The 13,339-nt window shown below is 33.9% G+C and carries 10 protein-coding genes; 6 read left to right on the top strand and 4 right to left on the bottom strand.

Going from position 1 to position 13,339, the window contains the following annotated elements; genetic code table 11:
• Window positions 1-133: 133 nt before the first annotated feature.
• Both topA and AAGD76_RS04250 read left to right on the top strand, forming a co-directional pair.
• Complete coding sequence (gene topA / locus AAGD76_RS04255; RefSeq protein WP_341820427.1) at window positions 134-2,584, top strand: type I DNA topoisomerase; 2,451 nt, start codon at window positions 134-136, stop codon at window positions 2,582-2,584.
• Window positions 2,585-2,641: 57 nt separating this feature from the next.
• Window positions 2,642-3,844 carry a hypothetical protein gene (locus tag AAGD76_RS04250; protein WP_341820426.1) on the top strand — a complete coding sequence of 401 codons (1,203 nt, stop codon included), beginning with the start codon at window positions 2,642-2,644 and terminating at the stop codon, window positions 3,842-3,844.
• A 41-nt stretch (window positions 3,845-3,885) separates the two neighbouring features.
• On the opposite strand, the gene AAGD76_RS04245 is transcribed toward AAGD76_RS04250, so the two are convergent.
• Window positions 3,886-4,692: a rhodanese-related sulfurtransferase gene (locus AAGD76_RS04245; RefSeq protein ID WP_341820425.1), complete on the bottom strand. Its 807-nt coding sequence runs from the start codon at window positions 4,690-4,692 to the stop codon at window positions 3,886-3,888.
• A 129-nt stretch (window positions 4,693-4,821) separates the two neighbouring features.
• Here AAGD76_RS04245 and AAGD76_RS04240 point away from each other — a divergent pair, with 129 nt between their 5' ends.
• Entirely contained in the window at window positions 4,822-6,420 is a 1,599-nt protein-coding gene (locus tag AAGD76_RS04240; RefSeq protein WP_341820424.1) for an iron ABC transporter permease, read from the top strand.
• Window positions 6,421-6,430: 10 nt separating this feature from the next.
• Here the strand turns inward: AAGD76_RS04240 and AAGD76_RS04235 are convergent, their stop codons facing one another.
• Both AAGD76_RS04235 and apaG read right to left on the bottom strand, forming a co-directional pair.
• Window positions 6,431-7,324 carry an Rpn family recombination-promoting nuclease/putative transposase gene (locus AAGD76_RS04235; protein ID WP_264374022.1) on the bottom strand — a complete coding sequence of 298 codons (894 nt, stop codon included), beginning with the start codon at window positions 7,322-7,324 and terminating at the stop codon, window positions 6,431-6,433.
• A 177-nt stretch (window positions 7,325-7,501) separates the two neighbouring features.
• A complete protein-coding gene (gene apaG, locus AAGD76_RS04230) occupies window positions 7,502-7,903 on the bottom strand; it encodes a Co2+/Mg2+ efflux protein ApaG (RefSeq protein ID WP_341820564.1) in 402 nt (133 codons plus the stop codon).
• Between the two features lie 99 nt (window positions 7,904-8,002).
• Here apaG and AAGD76_RS04225 point away from each other — a divergent pair, with 99 nt between their 5' ends.
• Window positions 8,003-9,067, top strand: coding sequence for a 5-(carboxyamino)imidazole ribonucleotide synthase (locus AAGD76_RS04225; RefSeq protein WP_341820423.1), 1,065 nt, complete (start codon window positions 8,003-8,005; stop codon window positions 9,065-9,067).
• 965 nt (window positions 9,068-10,032) lie between these two features.
• On the opposite strand, the gene AAGD76_RS04220 is transcribed toward AAGD76_RS04225, so the two are convergent.
• Window positions 10,033-11,226, bottom strand: a complete 1,194-nt coding sequence (locus AAGD76_RS04220; protein ID WP_341820422.1) for a bifunctional 2-C-methyl-D-erythritol 4-phosphate cytidylyltransferase/2-C-methyl-D-erythritol 2,4-cyclodiphosphate synthase — start codon at window positions 11,224-11,226, stop codon at window positions 10,033-10,035.
• A 263-nt stretch (window positions 11,227-11,489) separates the two neighbouring features.
• Between AAGD76_RS04220 and AAGD76_RS04215 the strand changes: the two genes are divergently transcribed.
• Window positions 11,490-12,554: an AI-2E family transporter gene (locus AAGD76_RS04215; RefSeq protein ID WP_341820421.1), complete on the top strand. Its 1,065-nt coding sequence runs from the start codon at window positions 11,490-11,492 to the stop codon at window positions 12,552-12,554.
• A 129-nt stretch (window positions 12,555-12,683) separates the two neighbouring features.
• Complete coding sequence (locus AAGD76_RS04210) at window positions 12,684-13,319, top strand: DnaA ATPase domain-containing protein (RefSeq protein ID WP_341820420.1); 636 nt, start codon at window positions 12,684-12,686, stop codon at window positions 13,317-13,319.
• Window positions 13,320-13,339: the final 20 nt, after the last annotated feature.

Here is a 13,339-nt window from a genome sequence, read left to right as displayed (position 1 = left end):
CAACGTCCAAGGGTTTTCTGAAAAGGTCCCACAACCCGGTTCGTAAAATTCACAAGAACCATTAAAATATTTTTTTACTTTTCATTGTATATTTCTCAACATATTATCTTTAAGTACTAAAATAATTAACAATATGGCATTATTAATAGTTGAATCACCTGCGAAAGCAAAGACAATAGGTAAATATTTGAGTAAAGAGTTCAAAGTAGCTGCATCCTTTGGACATGTGAGAGATCTTCCAGCAAAAAACGGTTCTGTCGATCCGGATAATGATTTTGCTATAAAGTATGAAACCATTGAAAAAGCAGAAAAGTATATAAAAGAATTAGTAAAAGCCGCAAGCAAAACATCAGATATATATCTTGCAACAGACCCAGACAGAGAAGGGGAAGCAATGGCTTGGCATGTGATAGAGACATTAAAAGAAAAGAAAGCAATCAGTAATGAAAACAACATTTATAGAGTAGTCTTTAATGAGATAACAAAAAGAGCAGTACAAGAAGCAATAAAAAATCCACGTGAAATTAATATGGATTTAGTGCGTGCACAACAAGCACGTAGAGCTTTGGATTATCTAGTTGGATTTAGTTTGTCACCACTGCTGTGGACAAAATTGTCGGGAAGCAAGTCTGCAGGGCGAGTGCAGTCTGTTGCATTAAAGATTATATGCGAACGAGAAGATGAAATTAGTAAATTTATAACACAGGAGTATTGGAGCATAAAAGCAGAAATGCAAAATAGCAAAGATGAGGCTTTTTTTGCTATGCTAAGCCACTATGACAATAAAAAGCTAGAAAAATTTGATATTAAGAATGAAGAAGAAGCAAAGAACTTAGTCAGGGAGATTGAATCAAGGCAATATGCTGTAAGCACAGTAGAACGCAAGCAAGTTAAAAGAAACCCGCTTCCTCCGTTTATTACTTCAAGTCTTCAGCAAGATGCAGTGAATAAACTGTATTTTAATGTGAAAAGTGTTATGCGCATAGCGCAAAATTTATATGAAGGTATCGATATTGGTGGTGAAACTGTAGGGTTGATAACTTACATGCGTACAGATGGGTTTCATATTGCAGATGAGGCTATAAACTCAATTAGAGGGTCAATTAAGTCATTATATGGTGATAAATATTTACCGCAGTCTCCTCGTAAATATGTAAAAAAGGTCAAAAATGCTCAAGAAGCACATGAAGCAATTCGTCCAACTGATATCAATAGAACGCCGGGTAGTATTAAGGATTACTTAACGCCAGAGCAATTTAAATTGTATGATTTAATCTGGAAAAGGACCATTGCAAGTCAAATGGAGTCGGCGATTCTTGATCAAGTGGTAGTCGAAATTAGTTCTACTGACCAGAAAGTAATTCTGCGAGCAAGTGGATCAAGTATATTCTTTGATGGTTTTTATAGAGTCTACCAAGATAACATAGAAGCCGAAAATGAAGGCCTGCTACCTGCCATGAAGGAAGGAGAAGCGTGTAAGCTGATTTCAGTTGAGCCAAAACAACATTTCACTCAACCGCCACCTCGTTATAGTGAAGCAAGTATCGTAAAAAAAATGGAAGAAATCGGTATAGGTCGACCATCAACTTATGCAACAATTATTTCGGTATTACAAGATCGTGAGTACGTTTCATTGGATAGCAAAAGGTTTATTCCAAGCAGCCGCGGTAAAATCGTTACTATATTTTTAGAAACTTTTTTTCAGCGTTGTGTAGAGTATGATTTCACAGCACAAATGGAAGAGAAGCTTGATTTAATTTCAAATGGACATGCAGATTGGAAAAAAGAATTAGGCCACTTTTGGGTGCCATTTTTTGGTCATGTAAACTCTGTCAAGCAAATGACGCATGATGAAGTTTTCAGCGGCATTCACGATTTGGTAATCGATTGGTTTTGTTCAGAAGAAGGAAAAAAAGAGGTGAATACGAAATGTCCTGATTGCTTAGGTGGCATATTGAAATTGAACTTTGGAAAAGCCGGGGTGTTCCTTGGATGTTCTAACTATCCTGAATGCAACCATACAAAAGAAATTACGGGCAGTAACGACAATTCAGAATATCCAAAAAGTTTAGGTATAGATGATATAACAGGACAAGAGGTAGTAATTAAAAAAGGTCCTTTTGGGCTTTACCTGCAGTTTAATAATGAGTCAGAAAAGAAAAAGGCGGTTTCTATACCAAAAGATATAAATGTTAATGATATTGATCTGAGCACCGCTACTCAGTTACTTTCCTTGCCAAAAGTAATCGGAGAACACCCTGAAACCGGAAAGGAAGTAAAAATAGGCCTTGGACGATTTGGATACTATATTTTCTATGATGGTAGATACTTTTCTCTTAAGAAAAGCTCCAAAGAGGTGCTGAATACAGAATTGAGCGAAGTTGTACAAATTATTGCAAACAGTCCACGCAAAGAGTTAAAATCTCTCGGGGTTAATGAAAAGGGAAAAGAAGTTTTTATCTGCAACGGTAGGTACGGATTCTATATAAAATGCGGTAAAACAAATGTTGCTTTGGGCAAGAGTGCAGATATTGAGAGTATAGATCTGGAGAAGGCTTTAGAATTGATTAAGGGTAAGAAGTAGACTTTTATTGAAATATTAGGTAAAGTTAAAATATACTCTAATAATGCGGTGGGATAAATGATATTTTACACACAGGGCGACACTCCAGCTTTATGTAGGTTAGATTACACGGATGTAAGTAAGTTAGTAGGCATACCAAATATCACAAGACTTGATTTAACTGAGTGCAAGATTAGTGTTGAAATTGTAAAAGAATTAGCTGAGCTCAAAAATCTTACTTCACTTCATTTAGGTAAGTGCAAGATTAGTGTTGAAGTTGCAAGAGAATTAGCTAAGCTTATAAATCTTACTTCACTTGATTTAGGTAAGTGCAAGATTAGTGTTGGAGTTGCAAAAGAATTAACCAAACTTACAAATCTTACTTCACTTCATTTAGGTAAGTGCAAGATTAGTGTTGAAGTTGCAAGAGAATTAGCTAAGCTTATAAATCTTACTTCACTTGATTTAAGTGAGTGCAAGATTAGTGTTGAAGCTGCAGGAGAATCAGCTAAGTTCACAAATCTTACTTCACTTAATTTAGCTGGGCACAAGATTAGTGTTAAAGATGCAAAAGAATTAGCCAAACTTACAAATCTTACTTCACTTCATTTAGGTAAGTGCAAGATTAGTGTTGGAGTTGCAAAAGAATTAACCAAACTTACAAATCTTACTTCACTTCATTTAGCTGGGTGCGAGATTAGTGTTGAAATTGTAAAAGAATTAGCTAAGCTCAAAAATCTTACTTCACTTGATTTAGGTAAGTGCAAGATTAGTGTTGGAGTTGCAAAAGAATTAACCAAACTTACAAATCTTACTTCACTTCATTTAGCTGGGTGCAATATTGGTGTTGAAGTTGCAAAAGAATTAACCAAACTTACAAATCTTACTTTACTCAATTTAATTGGTTGCAAGATTAGCAATGAAGTTGCAAAAGAATTAGATAAACTCAAAAAAAATCTTCCTTCACTTAATATAATTGGTTACAAGATTAGCGGTAAAGGTGCAAACGTAAAATTGCAGGATGAGGTATCAAACTCGCAAGAAAAACTTAAAAGCAGTAGCAAATACTATATTTGTGGAGCAACAGTTGGTTTAGTTATTGGTCTAGTTGCAGCATATTGTTTAGGGGCTGCTGCTTTAACTCCTGTTGGTGTTTCTGTTGCAGCGTTTATTGCATCTGCTGTGGTTGGCGCGTTACTCGGAGCTGGGGTGGGTTATGCTGTGAGTACATATCTTGAAAGCACTGAATTAAACAATATGCAACCACGAAGGAGTTGTTGAAGATCCGTGTTAAATTCTAGTACAGGAGCTTTTTTCTAATGCTAAAGTTTACAGTTGAAACAAACCACCTGGCCACGTGGAACTGATTTCAGTTTATCAGTTGAAACTTGATTTGAGCAGAATATGCATTTTATTGTGTTGCTTGGAGTAAGTGAGTTATCAACAGCAATTCTATCATCAAAAACAAAACATTCTCCTTTCCAATTACCATTTTTATTATAAGTTTTTTCAAGGTAAGAAAGAATGCCGCCTTTAAGATGGTAAACATCACTAAATCCAAGGCTTTTCATATATGCTGTAGATTTTTCGCATCTAATCCCACCAGTGCAGTACATAGCCACTTTCAGGTCTTTACTCTCAGAAAATGACTCTGTCCACTGAGGAAACTCACGGAAACATTGTGTGTGTGGATTAATTGCATTCTTAAACTTGCCTAATTTCACTTCATACTCGTTTCGTGTATCTATTACTAAAACGTCAGGTTGAGAAGTAAAATCATCCCAATGCTCTGGATCAACATATTTACCCTTAAGGGAAATATCAAGATTGCTTACACCAAGATTCACAATCTCTCTTTTTAATTTTACCTTCATCTTGCTAAATGGTTGATATTCTGCTGCACTCTCTTTCCATGTAAGGTCCCTTAGCCTATAATCAGAACGTAGAAAATCGAATATTTTATCAATTGCGTTTCTTTCACCAGATATTGTTGCATTAACACCCTCTTCTGCAAGGAGTATAGTACCCTTTAATTCAATGTTGTCGCATGCAGCTTTTATTTCGTCTTTCATGTCATAATAATTAGAAAGTTCTACAAAATGATAGAAAGTTGCAATGACGAAGCTCATGATTATTCACTTATCAACTAAAAACATGATATACAAAATTATAAAGATATTCAATAGTACGGCTGTTAATTACTGGATATCTTCAGTTTTTACATATAACATTTTAATATAAAATATAGATTCAAATTAATGTTTTTAAGAGTATTTAAAAATGTATTCTTATTTTTAGTAAGTATATTATTCGTCTGTCCTATACTATCGTTAATATCAATCTTATTTACAGATTCAGCGAATTCCGAATGGGTAATCAGTACACTTTTTCCTGAATATATACTGAGTACGTTAATTTTGATGGTAGGAGTAGGGGGAATATCTTTCATATTTGGAGTAATTCCAGCTTGGCTCACCACATTTTTTTCATTTCCTGGAAGTAAAATTTTTGAGATTGCTTTATTCTTTCCAATATCGATTCCTGGATATATAGTAGCGTTCGTCTATGTAAATACACTAGAGTTTTCAGGTCCGGTGCAGAGCTCATTAAGAGACATTTTAGAGTGGAGCAAAGGTGACTATTGGTTTCCTGAAATAAAATCCCTAGGTGGTGGAATATTAGTAATGGGATTCAGCCTATATCCATACGTTTATATGTTAGTCCGCTCAAGTCTAAAGAATGTTAGTAACTCAGTCACTATTGCGTCAACACTTGGGTTCTCCTCATTGAAGAGCCTGTTTTCTGTCATCATACCCTCCATACGCCCATCAATTATAGCTGGGTTGTCTTTGGTACTAATGGAAGTAATTACAGATTTCGGCACACCACAGTTTCTTGCTATCGATACTTTCACAACAGGAATATATCGCACCTGGTTTTTACTGCATGACAAATATTCAACTACTGTTTTAGCAGTTGCAGAGTTGATTTTCGTTGCAACACTAATAGCTATCGAAAAAAAACTACAAAAAAAAGGAATATCCTACTCTTCAATCAATACCAATTCAGATTATCACAACAAACGGAGTATAAGTGGCACTATACCATTGATCTTTGCTTATCTTATGTGTGTATTGCCGATATTAATAGGTTTTATTTTGCCAATGATTCCGCTCATATATTGGAGCATAGAGAAGGGGTTTTTCATATATGAAGCAAGATTCTATAACATAATAGCAAATAGCGTTAGTTTATCATTCATCACTGCACTAATCTCAATTAGCATTGCAATAATTATTGGATATACGGCGCGTAAAAATAAGGTAATCAATAATGTAGCACGTCTCATTTCTTTAGGCTACGCAATTCCAAATGCAATTATCGCAATTAGCATAATAATATTTTTAAGCAGAATATCCTCTTTCATTACTCAATATATTGTGGAAATTAGCTTGGTAGGAACTATTGGCGCATTAGTTTACTCATATTTATTTCGTTTTTTTGCTATATCTTTCAAGGCGGTAGAGTCAGGGCTCAAAAAAACACCAAATGAAATTGAGTGGACTGCATATACTATGGGTCATGGACCTATTTCCACATGTTTGAATGTTCATATCCCTCTCATCAAGAAGAGTATATTATCGGGATTTTTGCTCGTATTTATGGATACTATCAAAGAGCTCACAGCAACACTTATTATAAGACCATTTAATTTTGAAACTATATCAACTAGAATATATGAACTTGTAAGCGATGAGCGCTATAGAGAAGCTGCCCCATTTTCGTTAATAATAGTTATAATAGGCTTAATCTCTACAATAACCTTATTTACACTTGATGATAAGGATAAAAAATAAACGTAACCGTTCATAGATTTCCACTTAATTCTTCAATCTCACTAATAGAAAGGCCAGTAAACTTGACAATAGTGTTGACATCAACATTATTAGCCAGCATTGCTTTTGCGACTTCAATTTTCCCTTCAATTTTCCCTTCCTCTTTACCAATTTTTTTGCCTTTTTCAGTAGCAAGATCAAGTCTGTATTCAAGAATGGCTTCTTCTTTGCGTAGATCCATTATCCTTTCTTCATAGGCTACTAAATCTTTTTCGTTCCAACGAAACTTGTCTAACTCATCATACGCCAGCTTTATTATTGGTGCTTTTTCTGCTATCTCTTTTAAGTCCTCTTCTGTTGTTTCTTCTGCATATTTAAAAAAGAAACACCACCTTTCTACTATACTTTCTAACTGCTCTACTTTATTTTTTGCGAATTTAGGCAACTCAATAAAGACAAACTGAAAATCTTTTAAGTAATGGCCGTTAGTTTTTATATCACGTATATTGTGAGTAGAAATATAATCAACTTCTTCAGGAAGTAAGTTACAATTTGATATAGCAATAAAGAAGACTTTCTTTAAATCAATGTAGTTGCCAGATTTATCTAATTGTCTTGAGTAGGCTTTAGCGGCATATAATTGAGCGCGTTTTTCGAAGCCCTTGTCTCTAGCGAGCTGCATTTCTGCTATATATCTATTTCCGTGAGAATCCTTGCAGAGAACATCAACAATACTTTGTTTATCAGAGGCAACTTCGGGATCCATAATAGTGCTAAGAAACTCAACTTCTTGTATTGCATTTATCTCAGTAAACCCTAAAATATCGTTCAAAAAGTGGATCAGGATATTCTTATTTTTTTCCGTTCCAAAGATTTTTTTGAAACACAAATCATTGCGAGGATCGAGAAATTTTGAAAGAGCCATGGCAAAAATGCTTGAAAATATTAATAATTATACACTATTATTAACAATTATTCAACCATATTTTTGAAGATAGCTAGTTTCTGTATTTATTTTAAATTGAAGAAAGCTCAAATGAAAGATCGTGCTTTGCTAAAAATCACAGAATGCAGTCTGGTTACAAATAAACTATTTTGATAGTTAATGGGGTCTAGTTTTGACGTATGGACTATCCAAAGAAAAGGGTGGTATCATAACCTCAAAAACTTTTATGCTTTCTTCATTCAGAAATTCATACTTACCCTGCATTATTCCTGACGGTACATTTAAGTATGTTCCACTTGTGTATTTAAATACCTCTCCAGATTTTATCACAGGCTGTTCTCCGATAACACCAACTCCGGCAATTTCATTTACTTTTCCCTTATAATCTATTATTTGCCAATGACGACTTAACAATTGAATAGTTGATTGGCTTTTGTTTTTTATCTTAACGTTATACATCCATACATAGCAATTTTCATAAGGAATGGATTGCTCTTCAATATAAATTGGTAAAACTGTAACTTCAACAAAGTTGGTAGTTAGTGTGTATTCTAGAATCATTATAGAATATTCATGATAAAAAGATAGTATCCTAATTATATACTTTTTTCATAGATTTTTCAAGTATACTCTAATTAGGAAATATCAATTTATAGTATGAATGAACCAGATGCGCTTAGCAAAAAAGTAATAGGAATAATAGGTGGTGGACAATTAGGTAAAATGACTGCTATCGCTGCAACAAAACTTGGACAAAAAACACATGTTTTTGCCAGTGCTAAAGACGATCCGGCTTGCTCTGTTGCTGATGATTTCACAATAGCAGATTTCTCTGATAAGAAAGCGCTTGAATCTTTTGCACAGAGTGTGGATTTGGTCACTATTGAGTCTGAAAATATTCCATGTAGTGCAATTGATATCGATGTAAATTTTTATCCGGGTAAAAAAGCGTTACACATTGCGCAAAATAGGCTTAGAGAGAAAGATTTCATTAGAAGCTTGAGTATAAAAACTGCTGAATACAAAAGTATACAAAATTATAATGAGCTACTGAAAAACAGTAGAGCTTTTGGCTATCCAACAAGGCTGAAAACAACAGAAATGGGTTATGATGGAAAAGGGCAATATGTGCTTGAGAATGATTCTGAAGTGAAGCAATTTGCTTCCTTTGATTGGAATACAGAGTACATTCTTGAAGCAAGTGTTGATTTACTGAAAGAGGTTTCAATAGTCGTTGCAAGAGATAAAAACGGTAAAGTAGCTTTTTTTCCTATAGCAGAAAATTACCACGTTGATGGAATACTTGATACTTCAACAGTGCCAGCTAAAATAGATAGTAAATTAACTCAAGAGGTACAACGAGCTGCAAAGAAAATAGCAAATGCGCTTGATGTAATAGGAATTCTGGCTATTGAATTTTTTGTTACTAAGGATAACGAATTGTTAGTTAATGAACTAGCTCCCAGACCTCACAATTCTTGCCACTGGAGCTTGGATGCATGTAACGTTAGTCAATTTGAACAGCTAATTAGGATAATATGCGGGCTACCTATGCAGGAAGTAGTATTACGCTTTCCTTGTATGACGAAAAATATAATAGGTAATGATATATATGATTCTCATAAGTATTTGAGCAACGAAAAAGCTAGTTTAACCATATATGGGAAAAAAGAGGTTAGGGATAAGCGTAAAATGGGACATGTCAATATAGATTTAAGTTAACAGTTTTTCTACGTCATACCGCCACAACTGTACGAACATTGTGATATGATGAGATGTTACATAGTAAACGGTGTCATTCTAGCACCTCTTTTCCCGTCATCCCGCTGCTTGTTAGCGGGATCTCATTTCACTTTGTGAAGGTGTCATCCCAGCACCTCTTTTCCCGTCATTCCGCTGCTTGTTAGCGGGATCTCATTTTACTTTATGAGGGTGTCATCCGAGTAGCCCCTTTCTCGTCATCCCGCTGCTTGTTAGCGGGATCTCATTTCACTTTATGAAGGTGTCATTCGAGTAGCCTGACTACTTGGATCCAGGAATTTTATTAAGTTGGTAAGCATAAAAGTGGCTGATCTTATGTTAAAACACAACGTTCTTGATGAGATTACAGCAAGGCTGGGTTCCAGCGTCAGCTACTTGAATGACAGCAGTCCTACGTCATGCCGCCGCGGTATCTCTAGATCCCGCTAACAAGTAGCGGGATGACGATTGTCGTTTAGCCATAAATATTAAGAAATTTACCAAATAAAAAAAAGGCAAAAGAAGCCCCGTGGTTGGCTAATTACTTACATTATACTTTCAAGTATGGCGTTTTTTTATTCTAAACGCTTAATAACCGCGATTTAGTTGCTTTTAAGCCGCAACTAATCTAAATTATAAACATTAAGAAATTTACTAAACAGAAAAAAAGGCAAAAGAAACCCTAGGGTAGCTAGTTATTCACTATCCATTTTTTAAATCGGCGTTTTTTGATGTTTTAAATGCTTTATAAGCGCATTTCAGCTTATATTAGGTAAAAACCTAGAAATTTTATAAAGACATAAGGTGCACATAGTGCAAAAAATTAAACATGGGACGCCAGATACGTGAGTTTTTTTGTCATTTAATCTGTACAGAGAAGATAAATAAATAGCTTCAGTTTCATGATAAGGGGGCTGGCGAAGGGTGTCAAGTAAGTTTTTTCGTTTCTATTCCCAATAAAAGTTTGTATGCAATAACACAGAAGCATGCACTGCTATTCCTTCATTTCTTCCAATATAACCTAATTTCTCTGCAGTGGTTGCTTTGATATTTACAAATTCATCATCAATTTCTAATGCTTTTGATATGAATTTCTTCATTTCTACTTTGTAAGGCGATATTTTAGGCTCTTCACAAACTATAGTAATATCTAAATTAGACACGCTGTACCCTTTTTCCTTTGCTTTTTTAGCAGCAAAGTCAAGAAAGTGAGATGAATTGCAATCTTTCCATTCAGAGGAACTAGGAGGAAAGTGCTCTCCTATGTCGCCACATCCCAGTGCTCCGAGTATTGCATCAACGATTGCATGTATTGCAACATCACCATCAGAGTGCGCTTCTATTGCCATGTTGTGTTCAATTTTCACACCGCAAATTTTTATAAAGCTTTCAGCACCATTTTGAACTTTAATGAACTTATGTATATCATAACCGGCTCCGACACGAAATTTTGGCTCTTCAAAAAGAAGCTTTGCCATATTGATATCCTCTTTTGTGGTTAACTTAAAATTGCTTTTCTCACCTTTAATAATCGCAACATGTTTTTTGTGCTCTACCATTAGTGATGAATCGTCAGTAAATTCTTTGACTGATTGATGGCATGATAATAATTCTTTGAAATTAAAAATTTGAGGGGTTTGTATGGCTCTGAGCTTTCCTCTCGAAATCGTAGATTCAATAAAACTATTACTCACCAATGACATAGTGTCTTCAACTTCTATTGCTGGAACTACTCCTGTATATTGATCATTAATCATAGATTCAACCAAGTTATCTATCAGAACATCTGACACAAAAGGCCTACAAGCATCGTGTATAACTACAAAATCTGGGTTAATTTTTTGTAAGCTTTCAAGCCCTAGTTTAACTGAACTTTGCCTACTTTCTCCTCCGTATACAGGGCTTAGTAATTTAGTATCTGTAATTGGCGATATAGCTTTCTCATAGAAATTTTCATGGTCTCTATTAATTGCTATTCTTATGTGATCTATATATTGGTTAGTCAGAAATCTTTTAATTGTATGAAATAAAACAGATTTACCTGCCAGTTTTATATATTGCTTAGGAATCGTAGAATTGCATCTACTGCCTACTCCCGCTGCAACTATTAATGCTGCTATTTTGTATTTCTTAGCGCACATATTTCTTTTTGTAGAAGCTTTCCTCTCTATCCAAGATTCTTTCCGAAAAATAAAATTTCTGACATCATATAAAAGTTACTTCCCCTATTAACTAGCATAATTATAATAGCAAAAGAGATATTTAGAGAGCTCAAAATCTATCTTTGCCTGCGGATTAAACAACTAAATTTTAGTAAAAAATGATAGTATTACAAATCGTAAAATACTTTCAACATAGGAAAAATAAATTGCATATTTTTCAGTAAATTAGCTATGCTAAACACATGCAAAAACGTCATATAACTATTTGTTTCATACTGCTTTTTATAATAGGGATGTTATTCCTGATGCGTCCTATGATTTTTCCATGTTTAATATCTATTATTATTGCATATTTGTTTAATCCGCTAGTAATTAAGTTTGAAAAGTATAGAATACCGCGTTCATGTTCTGTAATTTTTATAATACTTATTTTATTAATAGCTTTTATACTAGTCATAACATTTGTTTTACCTATTATATATGTTCAAATTACTTCAATATTAAATTTCTTAGTGAGTAAAGTGCCTTCATTAAAGCTTAAAGTAATCCCCTCTGTATTAGAATTTCTTAATATAAAAATCGAGGATAGCTTATTTGATCATTTATCTAAAAATCTAGCAGAAAATTACAGCAACTATGTATCTTATTTCATGAATGCTCTTGATATTGCTAGTAACTTTATAATCCAAGTGTTAAGTTCAAGCTTTAACACGGTATCATTAATGGTGATTACTCCTGTAGTGTTTTTCTATATATTACGTGATTGGCCTTTAATTATAGAAAAAGCTAGTAAATTAATCCCTATTCCTTACAGAGGAAAAATTGCAGATTATTTTTCCAAAGTGGATTTCATTATATCTAATTATCTAAAGGGGCAGGTAAATGTATGTATTGTCATGATGGTCTTTTACTCTGTGAGCCTGAGCATAATCGGATTGGAACACTCTATTGTTATTGGAATTTTATCAGGAATGTTAACGTTCATACCTTACGTAGGGCCATTATTATATACCATTATTGGGTTTTTGAGCGCTATCACTCAATTTAGTGGATGGTTTGAAAGTGCTGCCGTTTTGCTATTATTTGGTGTTGGACAATTAATAGATTCAAACGTATTAGTTCCTTTATTAATAGGAAAAAAAGTTCATATACATCCAACTGTAATTATTCTGGGAATTACTATATGCGCTTCATATTTTGGATTTATAGGTATATTACTTTTTATTCCAATAATAGCAATGTTCAATGTATCAGTAGAATATGCAATCAATAAATATTTTAAAAGTGAGCTTTATAAAAACGGCTAACAGACCTTTTGCATAATCAATTTATGGTAAGAGGAGAAATGAGCCCAGAATACCTGAGATATTTTAGGAGCGTAAGTAAATTTTTGCGCAAAAATTACTACCAGAAAGAGGTTACGTAAGAGGCTTAACGTGCAATTAAATTTATTTGACAATAATCGAGCTGATTATAGTCGGCAAAATTACATCATCTTAGATGAAAATAAGCACGTATATAATTCGGTAGTTAATGATTTATCTTGGAAATGTCTGATTCTTTTTGGACCTAAAAGCTCCGGTAAAACTCATCTTGCTCATATTTGGCAATCAATAAACGATGCTATCTTTATCAATGTGAATAACTTCGTAAGCGAGATTAGGTATAGCGATGCTTTTATTTTAGAAGACGTACAAAACATTAAAGATGAAGCAATGTTACTACATTGTTACAATTACATGAAAGAAAACGACAAGAGGCTGCTAATCACTTCTTCAATTTCACCAAAAAAGCTTAACTTCAAATTAAGAGATTTAAGTTCTCGAATATTATCAACTATCAGCGTAAAAATTTTGCCTGCAAGCGAGGAATTATTAAGAATTATGCTAATAAAACGATTTTCAGATAAACAGTTAAAAATTGATTTAAAAGTGATTAATTATATTTTAGCAAGAATAGAACGTTCTTTCTATAGCATTGACAAAATTATAGAGAAGATAGATAATGAATCTATAGGGTCAAACGTGACCATTCCTTTTATTAGCACTTTATTAAAAAAAGATGCCATTTGATTTCTTCTTTTGTAAAATAC

The sequence above is a fragment of the Wolbachia endosymbiont (group A) of Cydia strobilella genome (genome assembly GCF_964026745.1).
GTDB lineage: Bacteria > Pseudomonadota > Alphaproteobacteria > Rickettsiales > Anaplasmataceae > Wolbachia > Wolbachia pipientis.
This window is presented reverse-complemented; position numbering and strand designations above follow the sequence as displayed.

What these genes read in the sequence shown, in the direction of transcription:
- topA (WP_341820427.1), top strand. Translation starts at nt 134, where the DNA reads ATGGCATTATTAATAGTTGAATCACCTGCGAAAGCAAAGACAATAGGT.
- AAGD76_RS04250 (WP_341820426.1), top strand. Translation starts at nt 2,642, where the DNA reads ATGATATTTTACACACAGGGCGACACTCCAGCTTTATGTAGGTTAGAT.
- AAGD76_RS04245 (WP_341820425.1), bottom strand. Translation starts at nt 4,692, where the DNA reads ATGAGCTTCGTCATTGCAACTTTCTATCATTTTGTAGAACTTTCTAAT.
- AAGD76_RS04240 (WP_341820424.1), top strand. Translation starts at nt 4,822, where the DNA reads ATGTTTTTAAGAGTATTTAAAAATGTATTCTTATTTTTAGTAAGTATA.
- AAGD76_RS04235 (WP_264374022.1), bottom strand. Translation starts at nt 7,324, where the DNA reads ATGGCTCTTTCAAAATTTCTCGATCCTCGCAATGATTTGTGTTTCAAA.
- AAGD76_RS04225 (WP_341820423.1), top strand. Translation starts at nt 8,003, where the DNA reads ATGAATGAACCAGATGCGCTTAGCAAAAAAGTAATAGGAATAATAGGT.
- AAGD76_RS04220 (WP_341820422.1), bottom strand. Translation starts at nt 11,226, where the DNA reads ATGTGCGCTAAGAAATACAAAATAGCAGCATTAATAGTTGCAGCGGGA.
- AAGD76_RS04215 (WP_341820421.1), top strand. Translation starts at nt 11,490, where the DNA reads ATGCAAAAACGTCATATAACTATTTGTTTCATACTGCTTTTTATAATA.